The organism is Salmonella sp. NW722 (assembly GCF_051702785.1).
GTDB lineage: Bacteria > Pseudomonadota > Gammaproteobacteria > Enterobacterales > Enterobacteriaceae > Salmonella > Salmonella enterica.
Genome location: NZ_JAMMIN010000005.1, coordinates 101,168 through 120,403, shown reverse-complemented (window position 1 = coordinate 120,403; position 19,236 = coordinate 101,168). Strand labels below are relative to the sequence as shown.

Annotated in this window: 17 protein-coding genes and 5 pseudogenes; 8 read left to right on the top strand and 14 right to left on the bottom strand. The window is 46.2% G+C overall.

Annotation, left to right across the window (positions count from 1 at the left end; all coding sequences use genetic code 11):
• Nucleotides 1-16 precede the first annotated feature (16 nt).
• Both NA330_RS13530 and NA330_RS13525 read left to right on the top strand, forming a co-directional pair.
• Nucleotides 17-118: pseudogene (locus tag NA330_RS13530) on the top strand (DUF4113 domain-containing protein); the annotation flags it as partial.
• Between the two features lie 6 nt (nucleotides 119-124).
• A pseudogene (locus NA330_RS13525) lies at nucleotides 125-653 on the top strand (transposase); the annotation flags it as partial.
• A gap of 145 nt (nucleotides 654-798) precedes the next feature.
• Here NA330_RS13525 and NA330_RS13520 read toward each other — a convergent pair.
• Together NA330_RS13520 and NA330_RS13515 are read right to left on the bottom strand one after the other, a co-directional pair.
• Nucleotides 799-939 (bottom strand): hypothetical protein, encoded by a 141-nt coding sequence (locus NA330_RS13520; RefSeq protein ID WP_031608346.1) that lies wholly within the window; start codon nucleotides 937-939, stop codon nucleotides 799-801.
• Nucleotides 940-1,104: 165 nt separating this feature from the next.
• Nucleotides 1,105-1,373, bottom strand: a pseudogene (locus tag NA330_RS13515) (hypothetical protein).
• A gap of 370 nt (nucleotides 1,374-1,743) precedes the next feature.
• On the opposite strand from NA330_RS13515, the gene NA330_RS13510 reads away from it, so the two are divergent.
• Nucleotides 1,744-2,163 (top strand): GNAT family N-acetyltransferase, encoded by a 420-nt coding sequence (locus tag NA330_RS13510; protein WP_023137951.1) that lies wholly within the window; start codon nucleotides 1,744-1,746, stop codon nucleotides 2,161-2,163.
• Nucleotides 2,164-2,398: 235 nt separating this feature from the next.
• Here the strand turns inward: NA330_RS13510 and NA330_RS13505 are convergent.
• The 5 genes and pseudogenes from NA330_RS13505 to NA330_RS13485 all read right to left on the bottom strand — a co-directional run bounded on the left by NA330_RS13505 (nucleotide 2,399) and on the right by NA330_RS13485 (nucleotide 7,579).
• Nucleotides 2,399-3,490, bottom strand: a pseudogene (locus NA330_RS13505) (glycosyltransferase).
• An 889-nt stretch (nucleotides 3,491-4,379) separates the two neighbouring features.
• A pseudogene (locus tag NA330_RS13500) lies at nucleotides 4,380-5,118 on the bottom strand (tyrosine-type recombinase/integrase); the annotation flags it as partial.
• A 118-nt stretch (nucleotides 5,119-5,236) separates the two neighbouring features.
• Nucleotides 5,237-6,334, bottom strand: a complete 1,098-nt coding sequence (locus tag NA330_RS13495; protein WP_223154448.1) for an acyltransferase family protein — start codon at nucleotides 6,332-6,334, stop codon at nucleotides 5,237-5,239.
• 612 nt (nucleotides 6,335-6,946) lie between these two features.
• Complete coding sequence (locus tag NA330_RS13490; RefSeq protein ID WP_023241945.1) at nucleotides 6,947-7,150, bottom strand: FimD/PapC N-terminal domain-containing protein; 204 nt, start codon at nucleotides 7,148-7,150, stop codon at nucleotides 6,947-6,949.
• 183 nt (nucleotides 7,151-7,333) lie between these two features.
• Nucleotides 7,334-7,579 carry a hypothetical protein gene (locus tag NA330_RS13485; protein ID WP_001051755.1) on the bottom strand — a complete coding sequence of 82 codons (246 nt, stop codon included), beginning with the start codon at nucleotides 7,577-7,579 and terminating at the stop codon, nucleotides 7,334-7,336.
• 1,198 nt (nucleotides 7,580-8,777) lie between these two features.
• Between NA330_RS13485 and NA330_RS13480 the strand changes: the two genes are divergently transcribed.
• Nucleotides 8,778-8,951 (top strand): CZB domain-containing protein, encoded by a 174-nt coding sequence (locus NA330_RS13480; protein WP_001518512.1) that lies wholly within the window; start codon nucleotides 8,778-8,780, stop codon nucleotides 8,949-8,951.
• A gap of 255 nt (nucleotides 8,952-9,206) precedes the next feature.
• Here the strand turns inward: NA330_RS13480 and NA330_RS13475 are convergent, their stop codons facing one another.
• Nucleotides 9,207-9,683 carry a hypothetical protein gene (locus tag NA330_RS13475; RefSeq protein ID WP_023241948.1) on the bottom strand — a complete coding sequence of 159 codons (477 nt, stop codon included), beginning with the start codon at nucleotides 9,681-9,683 and terminating at the stop codon, nucleotides 9,207-9,209.
• A gap of 327 nt (nucleotides 9,684-10,010) precedes the next feature.
• On the bottom strand, nucleotides 10,011-10,406 hold the full coding sequence (locus NA330_RS13470) for a DUF1398 domain-containing protein (RefSeq protein WP_000422887.1): 396 nt from the start codon (nucleotides 10,404-10,406) through the stop codon (nucleotides 10,011-10,013).
• A gap of 683 nt (nucleotides 10,407-11,089) precedes the next feature.
• On the opposite strand from NA330_RS13470, the gene sopE2 reads away from it, so the two are divergent.
• The 4 genes from sopE2 (at nucleotide 11,090) to pphA (ending at nucleotide 13,134) form a co-directional block, all read left to right on the top strand.
• Nucleotides 11,090-11,812: an SPI-1 type III secretion system guanine nucleotide exchange factor SopE2 gene (sopE2, locus tag NA330_RS13465; protein WP_023241949.1), complete on the top strand. Its 723-nt coding sequence runs from the start codon at nucleotides 11,090-11,092 to the stop codon at nucleotides 11,810-11,812.
• Between the two features lie 284 nt (nucleotides 11,813-12,096).
• The gene (locus tag NA330_RS13460; RefSeq protein ID WP_001134854.1) at nucleotides 12,097-12,261 is read left to right on the top strand and encodes a hypothetical protein; all 165 of its coding nucleotides are present in this window, start codon (nucleotides 12,097-12,099) and stop codon (nucleotides 12,259-12,261) included.
• Nucleotides 12,252-12,467 carry a hypothetical protein gene (locus tag NA330_RS13455; protein ID WP_024149241.1) on the top strand — a complete coding sequence of 72 codons (216 nt, stop codon included), beginning with the start codon at nucleotides 12,252-12,254 and terminating at the stop codon, nucleotides 12,465-12,467. Before NA330_RS13460 ends, NA330_RS13455 begins: the two co-directional genes overlap by 10 nt.
• Nucleotides 12,468-12,483: 16 nt before the next feature.
• Nucleotides 12,484-13,134 (top strand): protein-serine/threonine phosphatase, encoded by a 651-nt coding sequence (gene pphA / locus NA330_RS13450; protein WP_023241950.1) that lies wholly within the window; start codon nucleotides 12,484-12,486, stop codon nucleotides 13,132-13,134.
• Nucleotides 13,135-13,152: 18 nt separating this feature from the next.
• On the opposite strand, the gene NA330_RS13445 is transcribed toward pphA, so the two are convergent.
• From NA330_RS13445 to yebS, 5 genes are all read right to left on the bottom strand, one after another.
• Entirely contained in the window at nucleotides 13,153-13,344 is a 192-nt protein-coding gene (locus tag NA330_RS13445) for a YebW family protein (protein ID WP_000457838.1), read from the bottom strand.
• Nucleotides 13,345-13,454: 110 nt separating this feature from the next.
• Entirely contained in the window at nucleotides 13,455-13,691 is a 237-nt protein-coding gene (locus NA330_RS13440; protein ID WP_024131167.1) for a YebV family protein, read from the bottom strand.
• A gap of 117 nt (nucleotides 13,692-13,808) precedes the next feature.
• A complete protein-coding gene (gene rsmF, locus NA330_RS13435; protein ID WP_023241951.1) occupies nucleotides 13,809-15,248 on the bottom strand; it encodes a 16S rRNA (cytosine(1407)-C(5))-methyltransferase RsmF in 1,440 nt (479 codons plus the stop codon).
• A gap of 77 nt (nucleotides 15,249-15,325) precedes the next feature.
• Nucleotides 15,326-17,959: a PqiB family protein gene (locus NA330_RS13430; protein ID WP_001529852.1), complete on the bottom strand. Its 2,634-nt coding sequence runs from the start codon at nucleotides 17,957-17,959 to the stop codon at nucleotides 15,326-15,328.
• Nucleotides 17,928-19,211 (bottom strand): membrane integrity lipid transport subunit YebS, encoded by a 1,284-nt coding sequence (gene yebS / locus NA330_RS13425; RefSeq protein WP_023241952.1) that lies wholly within the window; start codon nucleotides 19,209-19,211, stop codon nucleotides 17,928-17,930. Before yebS ends, NA330_RS13430 begins: the two co-directional genes overlap by 32 nt.
• Nucleotides 19,212-19,236 lie beyond the last annotated feature (25 nt).

The following is a 19,236-nucleotide window of genomic DNA, read 5'->3' as shown; positions in this document are numbered from 1 at the left end:
CGCGCCAGGCGAATGGGGGACGTTGTACTTCGCCGGGCAGGGGATGCCGCAACAGTGGGCTATGAAGCGAGAAATGCTTTCGCCTCGGTACACCACCCGCTATGAAGACCTGCTTCGTCCTGATGTTCAGGACATCCTGATTGCCTGTGTGGATGGTCTGAAGGGCTTCCCGGGTGCGATAAACAGCGTCTTCCCGCAGCCCCATATCCAGCTGTGCATCATTCATATGGTGCGTAACAGCCTGAAATACGTGTCCTGGAAAGACTACAAAGCCGCCACCAGCGGCCTCAGGCCCGGCCGAAGATGCGGTACTGATGGCGATGGATGCGTTCGCGAAAGTCCGGGACGATAAATATCCGCAAATCAGCAAAAGCTGGCGTGCGCACCGGGAAAACCTCAATACGCTCTTCAGTTATCCGCCGGATATCCGCAAGGCCATCTATACGACAAACGCAATCGAATCCCTGAACTGCGTGATCCGTGCCGCGATTAAGAAACGCAAGGTGTTCCCGACGGATGACTCAGTACGAAAAGTTATTTATCTGGCAATCAAGTATGCGTCGAAAAAATGGAGTAGGCCGATCCAGAACTGGCGGCTGGCGATGAGCCGTTTTATTATCGAATTCGGTGACCGCCTGAACGATCACCTTTAATAACTGGGCAGTTACACAGAATTACTGACAGGCTCATTCTTTTGTGTTGCACCTCTCTGTTTCTATTGTTTTAGATAGCCATAAGAGCTCCGTTGCTGAAAGTTTTAGTCGTGGGGTTCTTTCTTCTGCACCGGGTGGGCGCATTTCATAACTGCAGGACCATCTGCTGAATACTGTATAGCTCTGTATATCGCATGTTGTTGAGGTCAGTGTGCAATTCCTCGGTACTGGCTTGTTCTGTATAGGTCCGGAGATTTCTGGGTAGTGTCCTTTGGGGCCTGAACATATGTGTTTGATTGAAAATGGCATCGTGTTTTATCCTTTACGCTGTGAAATGTTGTTTTGTGCTCTTCTGTTGTGATTGGTGATGTGACGGGATCGTCCATGCACCCTTCCTTTTATTGACGGCGTATCAGTCCATTGATGCCATGCTTGCTTAATTTGTCCAGCATCAGCAAGCCGTCGTTTTCTTTCTGCTGCAATTCAAGCAACTTAAAGCGTCTTTCGTTAAGTAAAGGTTTAATAACTCCGCGCTTGCGAACCACTTTTTTGATAACGTCTTTTCGAAGTATAAACGGCAGAAGTGATTTTCATAATTCGCCTACACTTTTCACCCAGCGCTGGCAAATTTTCAACGCTGAAAGGCTGGGGAGAAGGGCGTCCAGTTGCTGAACGGAGAGCGTACCAAACGCCCTGATTCCACGCGTTATCAAACTTCATACCGTGGTTATCATCCAGACAAGGCGCTTGAGGTTGCTCATGTCTTTTGGGGAAAAAGGTTCGGTGGTGGGTACTGGATATCCTGGATCGGGAAGTGGGTTCCACTGGTGCCAAATACAGGGGGCTGGTAAACCGGGTGGATACCTCAAATCCTGACAGGCCAGAGCATCAGCCTGATAAAATCGTATTACTGATTTCTAACCAGTGGCACATTAATTGTACCAGCTCAGACTCCAACTGACAGTTTGCTTTAAGCGAGTAGCGGACGTGACCTGTCCCGCAGGAGTAAAAATAAACTTTCTATTGATACATTTAATTAACTTATTTATAACGTTATATTCCAAATGCAAACTTGTTCAATTGGATATGTATGGACATTCAAATTACACATCAAGTTACTGAATTTGATAAAGAAGAACTATTAGCCGGATTAAGAAGCTACAATGCTCAGTTCGTCGATTTTAGTAAAAATGGGCAGCTTGGGGTCTACTGCAGAAACGAAAGCGGCGAAATGGTAGGCGGATTAATTGCTGACAGAAAAGGTCCGTGGCTCTGCATCGACTATCTTTGGGTAAGTGAATCTGCAAGGAGCAACGGTCTGGGAAGCAAACTTATGGATATGGCCGAAAAAGAAGGTTTGCGGAAAGGCTGTGTTCATGGACTTGTAGATACCTTTAGCTTCCAGGCTCTCCCTTTTTATGAAAAACAGGGTTATATACTTCAAATGTCGCTACCGGACTTTCCTAAAGTAGGTTCGCAAAGGCATTATTTAATTAAGCCCGGTTTATAGCTTTGCTGCATTTGAATACCCATAGCCTTATGAAAGCTGCAATCAGGTAGCTTTAAAATATATCGTATTGTTGGCCTGTACACACCATGTTCAGCGTCCGCTTCTGGCACAGGGCGGACAGTCAGATTAGGTTTGGCGCTGTGCCATAGATATGTCAGCTCACATTTGAGCTAATGCGCATTAATTATCTAAACCAGTTATTAACCACTTCCTCAAACCGCTGGGTTACTTTTTCTCACGGGAATTTCTCTTCCACACAACGTTGTCCATGTAAGGCAATATTGTTTAAATCAGGGGATGCCAGCGCTTTATTAATGTCCCTGGCAATGGTCTCTGGGGTCATTGGCTCCTGCAAATGGAAGCCGGTATCCCCCTCTTTTACGAGCTCAGTCATCCCGCCGCGTGTACTGACCAGTACAGGCTTTCCTGCCCCATTGCTTCAATTGCAACCATGCAGAACGGTTCCTGGAATTGAAAGGGAATAACAACCAGAACTGCTAACGAATAGTAATTGTATATCTCTTCAGGCGTTACACCTTCAACCATATGACAGTGTGGTTTTAGCCGTTTTGCTAATTCCCGCACCTCACGCTGATAGGTTGCTTTTTCACCTTTACTTTTACTCATATAGTTACCAACGACAACTAACTCTATATCGTTGCGTTCCTTGAGGAGTTGTTCGAACGCCTGTAAAAGCAAAGTCACTCCCTTATCCGGTGATATAAGGCCTGCAAAGAAAATCGTTTTTTTCTCCGGAGTTATTCCCAGGTCAGACTTTTGCAGTGGTACAACGTTTTTCTGATAGGCCTCCAGGTCAATACCATTAGGGACGATAGCGATATCAGCATTCGGCAGGTACGCCTGATAATGCTTCTTCAAAATCATGCTGGGGACGATCGTTTTAACTTTTTGATCTAACCCATCAGGTTCGAAAGCATTATGCATATGCATAACCATTTTTGCCTTTGGGGCTCTTTTGCGGATCTGGCGGTACAGCTTTATGCTGTTATGAACGATGATTACACTATCATCGGTAACGTTAAAGTCTTTTGCAATATTCAGAATGCGCTGTGAGTAGGGGAGCGGGTCAAGGCGAGTCCACTTCTGAAAGAGGCGCTTATAGAGTTTTCTGAAACCTATGCGATGAACAGAACAATGGTCATTTACCTTTAAAAAATCACTATAACCTTCATTCTTAATACAAGCGATTCTGTTTGGTAGTTTTTGTTTGCCGTGCAACTTGGTACATCCATATCTCTACTGCGGCTGCACCACGCGGTGGTATGGAGAAAATTGGTGTAACCGTAAGCACTAATTTATCGATCATTGTAACTCCGTAAATCTTGTTGAGTTTTTACTCAACGAGGCGACTGCGCCTGACACTTCGTATTAACATTGCAGATAATTCTTATTTCATACGTAACAGATAAAAAACATGAACCAACTCACAACTTCGTTAGCTATTAATATTCTTGCTATGTACTTATTGGGGTATGCGAACCTTTCGACTTTTACACTGATGATGGCCGCAGCGATGTGCTCAATGAACTAGCTGGTTTGCAGTACCTCACTACCTGGCGGTAGGATGACGGTGGTTAGTTCGAAGAAGTTGCGGAAAACTCAATAGAATACAAGCAATAAAGTGGATTCTTGCAGTGTCCCGGTATAATGATAGCTGCCTGAATCATTGGTATATTTAACAGCAGGCCCTCGCTTTTTCGCTTAAAATCTGTTTTTTGTCACAAGCGGCAAGTGTTTAACATTTTCTCAGATTATAGATTAGCGTGCTAGCTAAAGATGTCGAGTGTGGGATGTGACATCTGGTGAACTTATAAAACTCCATAGCTAGTTAAGAACGAAATCGTTATTCGTTAAAAAAACGTTATTATTCATGCGGTCAGGAGAGCTAATAATAAGAGGAAAACTTGCCCGAAATCTGCCCGAATTAAAACGGAAAAAGTGATAACTAATTGAATCTATTAGAACGCAACGGAACGTATTTCAGACGATAAAATAGTGGTTTTTTGTTTAACTATATGAATTTAAAGTGAATTTTTATTTTTGGCGAGAACAGGAATCGAATTCGGTCTCTTTTTATTTCCATTGTAAATCAATGGGTTATGTGTTTCCCTTCGAAATTTCCTCAAATTTCTGTATTCCGGTCTTTTTGGTTAGATCACATCCAAATCCGGGTTAACATTTCTTTTACAGTAAAATCAGAGCATCACGTAAGCTTTATTATTGCGTTCATCGAGATAGGGTTTCGTGGTGTTCTCTGAGGTGTGGCCCAGTAGTTTTTGAGCGAATTCCTCGCCGCGTTCGTCTTTGTACAGCCGACCAGCCAGGCTACGGATCTCGTGAAATGTCGGTGGGTTATCACTGAATTTAACACCTGAAATTTTTCTGGCTTTTACAAATTTCTTTGTGAGCCCATCCGGGTGAATATTCCCGGTCGGGCTATTTTTCCTGATTCCTGCACTGATCATGAAATCGGTTCTGCTTACCAGCCGGCAGCGATCGATAACCGTTCCCGGACGTAACCCTGGCACCTCAAGGGTCAGGGATAGGGGAATAGCTATTTTCATTCCGGTTTTAATTTGAGTTACGTATAAGCGGTTGTCAAAAACATCATTAAATTTCATGTTTACGATATCCTCCCTACGTTGACCTGTAACGAGTGCTAAATCCATCGCGAGAGGGAACCATGAAGGCATATGCTCGTGTAGCATTATAAACCTCTATTCGCAAGCGCTCCCTTGCAACTTCAATTTTTGGTACCTTGGCTTTTTCAACCGGATTCAGTGTTATTCTTCCTTCTACAACAGCTTCACAAAACATGTCAGATAGTACAGACCTCGTCGCCCCCGCCATCGTGTTTTTACCTTCCGCGATCCATAGCTCAAGAAATTCTGCAACATGACGCGTGCTTACTTCTGCCAGAATCATTTCTCCTAATCCGGGCAGTCCGTTTACGGGCCGTAAGTAACGAAGCTTAATGTAAATGTTAGATCGTATGCGCCTGTTAGGGGCTGCGGGTAAGATAGCCTTACAGACGCATCTGAAAAACCTCCGGCTATGCCGGAGAATATTTATTTACAAAAATCTTACTTCTTATCTTCCTTACTAAGGATACAAGAACTAATGGGAAAACTATACCGAATGAAAGATATGTTATTGTTTCAATGATTGACCCATTAGATGGGCCGTCAATGCGATGAAGATCATCAATTTGCTTGAGCCCTACAATGGTTAATAGAAGAGTTGCTATCTTGAAAAAGAAGAAGTGCATAGCGAGGATGTGTACTGTATTCTCGCCTATTGTTGTGAAAAATCTAACGAGTATGTTAGATTTTATGTGGTAAGAAATACCAATTACGAGAGAAATGCTAATAAGCGATAAAAAGATAAAGCAATACGGATCAATGCTTCCGTATAAATACATAGTTGGCCGTATTACAATGTAACTAAGGACTATGACGATTAGCGCTGGCAGCATAGCATTTATGCTGCTCAAGGATTTGAATCCAAATTTTTTAAATATATAGCCTATGTAGAAAAACGGCAAATAGACAAAGTATTGTGCGTTTGGAATGTGAGTGTTTATGTAGGGATTATTAGCAATTGCATTACTTTTTACAATCCACCAACCAATGAAGAATAAAATTAAAACTGAAGATCCAATTAGCAGTTTATTTTCTTTAACCACTCTATTTAGCCAATAAAAAACAAACTGCATTAAAATCAATACTGGTATGAACCACATTGCACCTGCCAGTGCTTCAGATGGTATTGTTATAGACCGTATAAATGCTGTGACATAATCAGTAGGTGAGTAATAAATGTAATTTGTAGGTTGTAACCCAAACTCAGTAAGTAAATTATGCGCCGATATGATTATCGCAGAATAAATAAGGTACTGACAAATAAGCTTTGATCTGCTTTTTAAAAATTTACTAAATCTGTCAGCATACTTGTCGTAATGAAAGAAATAACCCGATAGCAGAAAAAATCCGGCAACTTGATAGTAATAGTATACCTCCCCAAATGGGAAATTTGCAATGTGTCCAGCAACAACAGACAGCATCATAATTCCCTTGGCTATATCAAGACTTCTGTCTCTGTTGCTTCTTACAGATGGAGTTTGCAATAATTCTGGCGTTAGATTGTGCATGTCGTACAAAAAGTGAATTAATCAGTGCGAGAAATTTAACATATTACACTGGAAAAGAAAAACAACTTACCACTTGTGAGCAAAACCATCGCGCCAGAAAATTTACAAACATAAAAACCGTCTCTGCATTACAAACTTAGGAACGAGGGGGCTAAGGAGAACCCAGCATATGCAAGCGACAGCCAGAGATTCAAAATTGACGAGATCTGCAGGGTCAATTGCAGTACATGCTTGGCTGAGACTATGAATGGCTATGCCATTTTCCAGCCAGATCTTTCGCGTGCAGCTTCAGATGCCAATACCAGTGGAATGTAGACCACAGGTTCGTCATCAGGTTATAGCTCAGCAGGGCGGCTGTGACACCATCACTTCAGCGGGCCGGGGTACTCAAGCCAGATTCTGGTATTCTATCCAGACTTGGGGCAGAGTGACTAACAGAGATTGGTTATCCGGGCTGTATGTTACTTTACCATGCGTAGTGTTCAGTTTCAGACACTGCCGGACGGGCCCGAGTAGTCGGCGGTTCTCCTCTTTTAACCCGAGCATGTCTGCCAGTGCAGAGATGATGCAGAACCGTGAGTGCTCGTCGCTAATCTCCACCACACTGACTTTTTATTGATTGTAAATGAGTCTGTCATTCACGTAAATATCAAGCAGGTAAACCCCTGGCGCAATATAACCATCCCGGCTGAAGGCGGATAAATCCACACTGAGGTGGTCACTGTTTTTAAGAGAATCGGCGCTGAACTCCGTCGTCTCTACTGGCAACGTCAGTATATTCAGAGTAATTAGCAGTGTAGGCCGATTCAGTTTCATGGTATAAGCCGCTATCCGTGTTGCCTGTATAAATGAAAATCCGCCGCTGCTGATTTAAACCGTTCCGTGAAATAACAGCGCATCACTGAAGAAATAAACAATTCTGGCGTCCGGACATACCAGATAAATGGACAGCGAAACTGTTTATTAATATCTGAAATAAATATCGGCTTGTGGGCCGTATCAGAAATGTTTCTGATTATAGATGACTGTGGTGCCGACAGTGCCTTGGGAGATTGATCCTCCAGCGGTTATCATACGTGCAAAGAAATTCAGCTTATTAGTCGCCGAATAGGTATCCAGCGTAATATCACCTGCTGTAGGTGCCTTGCTCAGGTCCACAGGATTAACGCCATCACCTGTCAGAAGCTGAATAGCCACATTAGTAACAGAATTGCTTGCAGTATTTGCTATTTCTCCTTTAGCCAAATGACCGTCCAGTGGGGGCAGAACACTCGGGAATGTCATGGCCACTGTTGAATAGTGGCGGCACCCGCGCCTGAAGTACTTCCGAGGCCCTCGAATAAATACCCGGTAAGATTGATAATAACTGAAACCGAACTCGAGGACTTGCCTGCTGCTGAGACCCTGGTCTACTTTGATGCTCTCGCTGTCCGGCACAATGCTGCCCGACGCATCAATGGCTGAGACACTGAGGTCATCGCCCTCCCGCCAGCGTCAGTGGTGGCAATAGCGCCAGCAGTAAAAGTCGACGCGCCATATATCATACCGACAGTCGCTAGGGTAAGCATTATTTTATTACGCATAGATAATGTCATTTGAGCGAATGAGAATTATTGATCACAGGCTGAAGATAGGTCTGAAAATATTAATGAGAGACGTTCATGTAAAGCGGGTATCAATAATAAAAGCCACACCACCAAAGTGTCTGGCCCCCTCCCAGGACGCCGACATTTAATATAATTCATTGATAATAATAGTGAATTTGAATCAAAACAACAAAAAATAGATCGATACGATAAACGTTTATGATTGTGATTTAAGAGTAATCATGAAAGAAGCACTTTTAAAAAACTAACATGTCGAATGTCTTGTTTGTAAGTGTTTACCATGATTGTGAAATATTTTATAATATTATTGATGAAATGTGTCTTTTATTTTGCGGGAGAGCTCAATATCATGAATGATAATTTCAAGTCTGTGTTCAGACCGAAACGAAAACAGGATTAAATACTGCTACAAAATCAAATGTAAGGTTATTAATTCTAATGTTTTAAACTGTCCAGGCTCAAATGCAATAAAGTTTCATCGGTGAAGCGGCATATTTCTTTAATTGTGATGGTCATCACGATAGTCGCCATGTACTTCGCAGCACTGAACATAGTATGAAACTACTACAGCTAACACTGTCTACTGGAGTAGTCTGGCTATCAGTCGTGTTGAGCACTGAAATGTTAAAGATACAACATATGCCGACTCTGGAAGTATTCCTTTGTCTCCGGTTAGACGAAAATTGTTATTGCAGCAGTTGAGAGAATTTCATATCACGGTCTCTTCAATTGCCGAAAGGATTTATATCTTTTTAGCCAAACAGCGTTATGCTGCTGAAATACTCGACTTGTAGGTTATCACAATAAAGCATTTTTTATGGCGCGAGCAAGTATTTATGGCGATTATTCTTGGTGGAGATGATAGCGTGTCACTGAAATTGATGAGTGCTGGAAAGTGTGTGCTGGGACTGTGGTATCATGGGCAAGGTAAAAGAGCGTACTTACATTTACCGGTATTTCATTCGCTTGGAGAAATACATTCTCTCTACCATGAAATGATAAAAAAATAATTGCTAAGGGGAGGGTTGGGATGGCGTTTAACTAATTGCCCTTCGCCCCTGGCACGGCTAGAGGTACTCAGACAGCCGCTTGTAGGCGGCATGGTACGGATACAAAAACATATAGCGCTGTTATATAAACTGTAAACTGGGCTGTGCGTATAATACGAATCTTTCACTCAGAGAAACCTGCTGACAGCGTTAGTACTCCATTAATTAATTTTATACTAAATCTCTGTGGTATGGCGTAGGCGTTTAGAAGACAGGTCAATTGCGATCTGCTGGCTGGGATTTCGTCGCGCCACTCAAAAATGCGCAGAGTTTTTCACCCGCCGTTAATGGCTCAATGGGCGTTTTTCTGAGGGCGGTCTCAGTCATGACGATGGCAGGACCAATAAGCATGGACCATGCTTCGCTCGCGTCTTGCTCAAGCGATGTGAAGGCAAGGAACAGAGTTTTATCTGAAGGAAAGCGGTGCTGAGTATTAAAAAGTTTCAGCCAGGCGCGGGACTGCCGATCGGCCTGTGCTGATCGCGTGCCGAAGCGGAGTACTCTTTTTAGTATGGCGATACCCACAATGCCTGGCCCCAGAATAAAGGGACTCCCGACGTTTATGGTGACGCCGACCCCGAGAAAAACGAGGGCGAATGACAGCACGTTATCTACTCTTCTGGTAAGAGTACTGTACAGCTTTTCCAGAGAGTACCGGTAAAGAATTTGATAACTGATTTCATCCTTGCTCATACATCTCCAGATGGTTTTTCGATTACGCTCCGGTATGTTCCCGGAATCCTGACAGATTCTGCAATTATGCCACACTTCCTGGAGGGTATTAATTAGATAGAATATAAATAGCAGGCAAATATTTTGAGCTTTTAGTCGATATCGCTTTGAATATCATTTCTCCTGATCCAAGAGATGCTGTTGTCGAGCATCGTGTCAAACGTTGCTGCGTCGGTCGGACTGCACAGGATAACTCTCGTAGTCAGACTCTCATCATGGTCTCAAATGGATAACCCGCAGTCGTAACACGCCGAATGTCACGACTGACGCTATTATTACCCTGGCTTGTTAAAGCGGCATGACCACATTTTCTATATATAATAATTGGTTGTCTTTCGACCAGTATTGTCGAGTTTTTTGGTTTAATTCCACAATCCATTTAAAAACGCCTGCTGTTGCCAGATCGGTACAGTATTTTTCATAGGAATGCTCGCCCGAAAAGTGTTTAGCTGAAGTCAATTTTATTAATTGCGTATTTGGTGTTGAATTGACTTTAATCAGCTTTCTATTGCTTTTAATAGAAATGAAGTGGCCTGCATGAGTGATAATTTTCACATTACCGGTAGCAACAAAATAGATGTAATAAGCGATATTATTATATTCCAGATCGATTAGAAATGCGTTGAAATTTGCATCCTTTCTGACGCGCTCGAAAAAGTGGTTAAGCATAAGCTGTAATTCCATTTGTTAACCTATTGTAAGTTATAATGTTGAATGTTGTGTTAGAGTATTGTTGCTTAAAAGCGGCTATACAAAGATGTTACCTAAAAGCAATAATAATCGACTGGTATCATATAGTTTACGTTATGATTGGAATAGTGTTGCAATTGTTACTGATTATTTCTCGTAGCGCGTTTTTTTGACCACTAATAGATGCGTCAATCCATTTCATTTGTAGTTTTTCTGAACGCCATGAAAAGTCATAATATATAAAAATCAGTTAATTAATTGATATTTAGATAAGGATTACAGTGGTGGAGAGGTTTGGCGTGGCGACTTTATAGGTTTTGAAAAAGCGGCTAACCTGCAGGCAGGATAACTGACAGTCAGTGTTTGAATGGGGGCAAAATCGTAACAACATCAGCATAAATAATAATATTCATGAATGTTTTTTGTGACGCAGCAGTTGAATTGAAGTGATGTTTTGCCTGTTCAGGATTGTCCCGATAAAAATGTTCCTCGATAAAAGTCGATCACCTTGCGCCGAAAAAAAACAGGCTAAGTGACAGAAGAACAAAATTCATCAGGAAAATAAAATTTATACAGATCAATGAGTAAGAATGGTTGTGGAGAAGGTGGCTATTTTTTGAAAGCAAGAAATATAAATAAAGTGTAGCTATGCATAGTTATCTAAAAGGAGAACTACCGTGACTAATATAACCCTATCCACCCAGCACTACAGAATCCATAGAAGTGACGTTGAACCAGTAAAAGAAAAAACAACGGATAAGGACGTTTTTGCAAAAAGTATTACTGCCGTTAGAAATAGCTTTATCAGCCTGTCGACGAGTCTGTCAGATCGCTTGAGCCTGCATCTGCAAACAGACATACCGACTAGCCATTTTCATCGTGGGAGCGCCTCTGAGGGTAGGGCAGTATTAACCAGTAAAACTGTTAAAGATTTTATGCTGCAAAAGCTCAATAGCCTGGATATCAAAGGTAATGCGAGTAAAGATCCGGCCTATGCTCGTCAGACATGCGAAGCCATGTTATCAGCCGTGTACAGTAATAATAAAGATCACTGTTGTAAATTACTCATCAGTAAAGGGGTCAGTATTACCCCCTTTCTGAAAGAGATAGGAGAGGCTGCGCAGAATGCGGGGCTACCTGGGGAGATAAAAAACGGCGTATTTACTCCAGGTGGGGCAGGGGCGAATCCTTTTGTCGTCCCCCTCATTGCTGCCGCGAGCATTAAATATCCGCATATGTTTATAAATCATAATCAGCAGGTGTCTTTTAAAGCGTATGCTGAGAAGATCGTTATGAAAGAGGTTACGCCGCTGTTTAATAAGGGGACGATGCCGACGCCACAACAATTTCAGCTAACTATAGAAAATATCGCGAATAAGTATCTTCAGAATGCCTCCTGAAGATAGCAAACACAATACTGCTATTAACCATATGAATTAATAGCAGATTTTCTGAAAGTATATATTCATTTTTATGGCGACGCTTTTAACAAAACGTCGTCATCTTTATTTTAATATAAAAATAAAATGGATACCCTTAAAACTTAAAATAATTGTTATTACCCTAAATACCTACATAACCAGACAGTTTTTTTTGTAACGCTGCGTGTTGTTAAGTCTATGATACCCGCGCACGGATGATGTCTCGATAAGGATTAATGGTCTGTTAACTGTCAGGAGAGGTTATGCCGCCTTTAAAAAAAATTATGCTGCTCCTGTTTGTGGGGGTGATGGTCGCCACGGTAACGACACCTGCATTGGCGCTGGTTTGCCTTGCAACTCACTCAGCTCAAGAGTGTGCTGAAGTCTGTGGTGTCGATATGTGGTTTATGTTTTTGGCATGCTTTTAAGGAGGGAGAATATTGAAGGTGAACAGGCGATAGTGAGTAGCTCGCTGCGCCAGGGGATAACACTCCCCTGGCGCAGTCAGTTATATTTTAGTGCGATGATAACAAAGCATTTACTCACTACTGATGAAATTCGCTATTTACAACAGTGTACGTTTACTAAGCAAGAAAATCTGCACACGCTATCTTTTTATATCTGTCCTGGGTAATGAACGACAGGAAAACATGATGCGGCCTGAAGAGGTTTATCAGCGAATAGAGGCAAAGAATTGGCGGCATGTCTGGGTGGTCGGCGATATTCACGGCTGTTTTTCAATGTTAATGAAAAGGTTACGTGAGTGTCGATTTGATCCGCAACAAGACTTGTTAGTTTCTGTGGGCGATCTCATTGATAGAGGCCCGGACAGCCTGGGTTGCCTGGCTTTACTGCGTGAGTCCTGGATGACGGCGGTTCGCGGCAATCATGAACAAATGGCGCTGGATGCGCGGGCCTCATTGCAGTCGACGCTGTGGTTGATGAATGGTGGCGACTGGTTTACCCGCCTGACGGCTGAACACGCTGCGCAAGCTGAAGCGCTTTTTATTCTTTGTCAGCGGCTGCCCTGGATACTGGAAGTTCGTTGCCGCCATAGCACGCATGTGATCGCTCATGCAGATTATCCAGCATCAACCTATCAATGGCAAAAAAAGGTCGATTTACATCAGGTTCTCTGGAGCCGCGAACGGCTCATAAATAAGCGCGGTGGGATTAGCGGAGCCGATCATTTTTGGTTTGGCCATACGCCGTTGCGTCGGCGCATGGATTTTGCCAATGTACACTATATTGATACGGGCGCGGTATTTGGCGGGCAATTGACGTTAGCGCGGATACAATAGCGGCATCAGCGACCAGGGTTAAAAATCGCTATATTGCTGCGCAGGTCGCCAGAAGCCGTCGATAAAATCCTCTACCGGAAAACAGCCGCCATGGCGAATCCGTTGATCGTCCATCGAATAAAGACATTGCTGCTCGGTATCGTAGATGTCCACGACAATATCCTCGCATCCTCCATCCAGGTAACATACAAAAAGTACCAGCGCGAACATTACATCCTCAATGTTAACTACTTTACACGATAGTGTAGGAGAGGTTAGCGCAGGGGGGAAATGAGAAAAGGAAGAATAAATAACCCGCCTGGCGACGGGTTCTTTTTGAGTCAGGCAAGACGCATAACCCAGGCATCAGATTTAGGATCGTAATGATTACGGAACAAAACGGAATGTTCCCCGTTGAGAATGGCGGGAACGCTGGTTTCGGCATCCCAGGCGTCCAGTTGCATACATAAATCCGGATCGGATTTACAGGGGATTGTTAACGTTCGCTCCCCCGGCGATTCGCCATGTAATTCGGCATCGTCGATTTCAAAAGCGCCAATGCGCACACTGGTTTTCATCATCGTGCTCTCCGTTAATACGCTAATTGTGGTACGACCAGTTTAGCCGTCCATTTTTCAGCGTAGTCAACGTACGCAAAAGCGCCAGTCAAAAAGTGCGGTTTTTTTGTGCGCCTTTTAACTATTACCAGTAAAGAGTTTGCCATCACGTACCAGTTCACGCGGGTAACTGTTCTTTATTCTTGAGCCGATACGTTTTGCCAGACCAAGCGGCTGATGCTGGAACGTCACCAGGACATCATCAGCGGCAGGAGGTGTTTGCGGATAAATATCCCGACCGCGATACCACTCCTCCGCCTCTTGCGCAGAAAGTTCGAACGCGTGAGCATGAGTCGGGCAGGCAAGGGCTATCGTCGCCTCATGTTGCCAGCGATAGCCTTTATTATGACTTTCGGCCAGCTTAATGCCGAGCCGGGAAAAACGGACTTTTCCGATCAGTGATTCAATTTCTGCCGGGAACAGCCAGACCTCTTTTTCACGCTGCCAAAGATGGAGATTTTCATCCCATAGCAGTCCGACGGCGTTGGCCGCCTGGCTAACGTGTAATGCTTCGCGGCCTTTGAGGGGGGTAAAAGGAAACGTCCCCACTTTATACCCCGGCGCGGGCATGGCTGGAAGGGATGATATTTTACGCAGACGTGCGACGAAGAATCCTTCGCAGTCGTAAATTTGTGGGAAGACGTGCAGGAAGCCTTCCGGGGTGAGGGCGCGGTCAGCGTCAGGAAACAGATCATCCAGCGGCAAAAATTCAACGGCGTCGGCGTAGGTCTCTTTTAGCCAGAGGCAGACCTCTTCGTTTTCCTGGCGATTTAACGTGCAGGTGGAGTAGACCAGCGTGCCGCCGGGTCGCAAAGCATGAAAAGCGCTGTCGAGCAGTTCCCGCTGTGTCGCCGCGATATCCAGATTGCTTTCTGGCGACCAGTTTTTTAGCGCATCAGGATCTTTACGTACTACGCCTTCGCCAGAGCAGGGCGCATCCAGCAGGATAGCGTCAAACATCTCCGGTAACGCAGCGCCAAATACGCGGCCATCGAAATGCGTCAGTGCGGTATTGGCGATTCCACATCGGCTGATATTAGCGTGCAGAACTTTGACGCGGCTGGCCGAAAATTCGTTGGCCAGAATGGCGCCGCGGTTCCCCATGCGGGCAGCGATCTGCGTGGTTTTGGAGCCAGGCGCCGCTGCCATATCCATGACCCGCTGCGGATGATTATCATCGGCGAACAGGGCCGCGACCGGCAGCATCGAACTGGCCTCCTGAATGTAAAACAGGCCGCTTAAATGCTCAGCGGTACTGCCAAGCGGCAATGCCTCTTCATCATCGCGCTCGATCCAGAATCCTTCATGACACCACGGAATTGGCGTGAGCGACCAGCCGTAGGGCGCGATTAGGGCAAGGAAATCAGCCACGGAGATTTTAAGCGTATTGATGCGTATACTACGGCGCAACGGGCGTTGGCAGGCCGAAATAAATTCATCAAAAGAGAGCGTGGAAGGCATTGCTTCACGCATTTGCGTCAGAAAAGCGTCAGGAAAATAGACAGCGTGTTGAGCCACAGGTGTATCGCCGGCAAAAAAACAGGCGCGCAGTGTAGCATAAAACGCTCCGGCGCGAGTACGCCGGAGCCGGGTGTTTAACGTGGCAGAGCGGTGCCCCATTCACGCCACTCTTTCGGTTCGCTCTCTTGTAACAGGAAATGCTTACCGGCTTGCGCTTTTGGCGCCAGCGGCGTACCAGGTGGAGTAGCGAAGGCGATACCGCCACGGATGAACTGATTGAATGTCCCCGTTTTCACCACGCCGCCTGTCAGACCAAAGTCGAGACTATAGCCGGAGGCAAGCCAGAATACGGAGTTATTACGCACCAGATATTGGTAACGCTTACTGATACGCAAGGTGATCATCACGCGATCGGAGAGCGACCCCAGGGACATTCCGGTGACCGTTCCCACTTCGATACCGCGGAACAGGACGGGGGTGCCAATATTAAGCGAGCCAGCTTCTGGCGCCTCCACGACGATGCTTAACCCATCCAGATAGCGTGAGTCGGTAATCGTGGCTTCCTGCAGTTCAAAGTCGCGCCGCGCCGCGCCGCGTCCTGGCTCAACGTTAATATAGGGCTGGAGAATCGTATCCAGATGCTCGACGCCCGCCGCGGAAATTTGTGGCGTAATAACGGAAAAACGTGTCCCGGCGCGGGCAAATGTCTGTACGTACTCCGGATAAAGTACGGCTTTTGCCTGCACTTCATTACGTGCGGTGATCAATTCCAGCGTCTGGATCTGGCCGATATCAATACCGAGGTAACGAATTGGCATCCCTTCCGCTAATTTTCCGGCGTCGAACGCGTGTAGCGTAATTTGTCCGCCTACCGCGCGGGCGGAAGTTTCTGAAGCATAAAGAATGCGTTTATCGCCTTTGCGCCGGCTGGCGCTGGCGCCGCTCAGGTTATCAAAACTAATGGCCCCTTTCAGCGCGCGGGAGAGTGGCGAGGCCTGTACCGTTAGGCCGCTGCCGTTAAGTTGCACCTTCGCGCCGCCTTCCGCCCAGAACACGCTATTGCTGGTTAACAGGTGGCGATACTCCGGCTTAATATGCAGGTCGATGTCAAAGGTATTGGCGCGTGGGCGAACGGTGATGACTTCGCCTACTTCAAATTTTCGATACAGCACGACGGAACCTGCCTGGACATCCGGCAACGTTTCGGCCGTCAGCGTTAAGGTGGTAGTCGGTAAGTCACTGAGGCTATTTTCCAGCGCTTTTTCCAGGTTAGCATAGAGCGGGTAGGTGGATTTCATCTTCCCGCTCGTACCGGGTAAAATACGAATTCCGCCGTCAATCCACTCGCTGGCGCTGGCGCCGAGGAACTCTACGCCGTCAAGGCCGACTTTGACATCCACCCGGCTGTTAACCACGAATTTACTGTCGCCCTGTACCAAATCCCGGTGCTGCGGTTCAATCGCGACGGTGAATGACACGCCTTTACTGGATAAGTTGCGCTCAATGACCTGGCCAATTTTTACACCATGTAAAATTAACGGCTGGCCCGGTTCGATGCCGTAACTTTCCGGGGCCGTCAGCGTCAGGGTTAAGGCATTCGCCTCATGCAGCAGGGCTTTTTCACCCGGCACCACCACAAATTCACTGCGCGGTTCGCCGTCGCCCGGCACCAGTTCGAAGGTTTTTCCGGTTAACAACGAACTGATATTCGCGTCGCTCAGCGACAGTTTGGGATTGCGTAACTCAATGCGCGTATTTTCCCGCATCAGCGGAACAACGCTGGGATCGACGGTCATCTCTCCGGTGACTTTACCGCCAGGGTTGAGCGTCAGTTTAGAAAGCTCACCCACCTCCAGTCCCTGGTACATGAGCGGCGTAGATTCCGCCTTCAGACCGTCTCCGCTGGGCAGCTCAAGTTTAACGATTACCCCTCGTTGGCTGTGGGCTAAATCTTTATATAAGCCGAACGTGTCATCCTGGGCGGCGGGTTTGGAATTGTCCGGCGAATCAAACGCAATCGCGCCATTGACCAGGGCCGCGAGGCTCTCCAGTTTCACCTTCGCGCCGCTCAGGCTTAGATCGGCGTCAATGCCGGAGACATTCCAGAAACGGCTGCCTTTTTTCACCAGATCGGTAAACCGTCGCTCAATCAGAACGTCAATCGTCACGCCCTGTTTGTTAGGGTTAATCGAATAGTCATACACCCGTCCGACAGGGATTTTACGGAAATAGACCAGTGAACCGCTATTAAGCGAACCGAGATCCGGCGCATTGAGATGAATCATCAGATCGCCGTTGCTAAGCCGGTATTTAGGCTGTGTATCCAGGGCGACGAAATGATCCCTGGGCTTGCCTTTACCTGGCATCATACCGATGTAATTCCCGCCGACCAACGCATCCAGGCCGGAAACGCCCGCCAGCGAGGCTTTGGGCGTCACCAGCCAGAATTGCGTCTCTTCGCGCAACGCATCTTCCATATCTGATTTGATACTGACGCGAACTTCAATTTTGCGCAGATCTTTGCTCAGGCTGACATCTTCCACGGTGCCGACTTCTACTCCCTGATAACGAACGGGAGTCCGGCCTGGTACGATACCATCCGCCGACATAAAATCGATAGTCACGCTATTGCCGCGATCCTGGTAGCTATCCCATACTAGCCACCCTGCGATCATTAGCGCGATAAGCGGTAGCAGCCAGAAAGGTGAAATACGGCGTTTGGTTTTAATTTGCGCTTCAGTCTTCGAAGCGGGCGTTTCCTGACTCATGTGCATCCCAAAGTAAGCGGCTATCCAGCCATTCCACTGCAAGAATAGTCAAAATTACCGCTGCGCCGAAATAAAACGCAGCCGGTCCCATAGTAAAAGCCAGAATCTGATCGCGATTAATCAGAGACATGGTTAACGAGATAACGAAAAGATCCAGCATCGACCAGCGGCCTATCCATGTCACCAGACGCAGCAACAGAATTCGCGTCCGCAGTCCCTGTTCGCATTTAAAATGGATACTCAACAGTAGCGTAAACATCACGATGACTTTGGTAAACGGCACCAAAATACTGGCGATAAAAACGACGGCGGCGACGGCGATATTGCTGCTGGCAAGCGACATAATGCCCGACAGGATAGTATCTTCCTGACGCCCGCCATTAATGTAGATTACCGAGATAGGCAGCAGGTTTGCCGGCAGCAAAAAGACAATAGACGCCAGCAAGGCCGCCCAACACTTCTGTATGCTCTGTTTTCTGCGTAACCGTAGCGGAATATGACAACGCGGGCAGCGTCCTTTCGCATCCGGATAGCCGCTAAAGTGGCAGCCAAGACAGACGCGCAATCTTTCGTCCGCACGTTGAGCAGGGCGCTGCGGATAAAATCGTTCCCATAGTTGCTCCACATTCAGATGAATCATAGTCAGAATGCTAAGAACCACCAACGAAACGAACGCTAAAAGCCCGATGCCCGGCTGCAGAAAGGCATAGTCCTGCACTTTGATAGAGGCAACGCCAATACCAACCAGATAGATGTCCAGCATCACCCACTCTTTCAGTTTTTCCAGCATCAGCAGGACTGGACGCAGATTCATGCCGAGAAGGCTGCCAAACCACAGATAAGCAATTGAAAAAACCAGAATAAGCGGCGCGCCCACCACGCAAAAGAGTACCATTGCGGCGGTTAACGGATCGCCCTGCTGCGTCATTTGCCAGATGCCGTGCATCACATTGGCATCAATGCGTACGCCCAACAGGTAGATATGGAGTAGCGGTTCGCTCCAGGCAAACGGCATCAATAGCAGCATGGTTACTGCCATCGCGGTCAGCCGCGTCAGCGACCAGTCGCGCCCATCGCGAATTTTGGCCTGGCAACGAGGACAATAAGCGCTTTGATGAGCGCTCATCTCCGGCAAGCTGAACAGCATGTCGCATTCAGGGCAGCGCTGGTAGTGGCTGCGCGGCAGCGCTTCGCTAATTGACCTGATCGTTAGCTTTTTTGTTGGCGTGACGTGTGAGGTGTTCAGATCCATGTATCGTGAATCAAAGTGTTAGAAT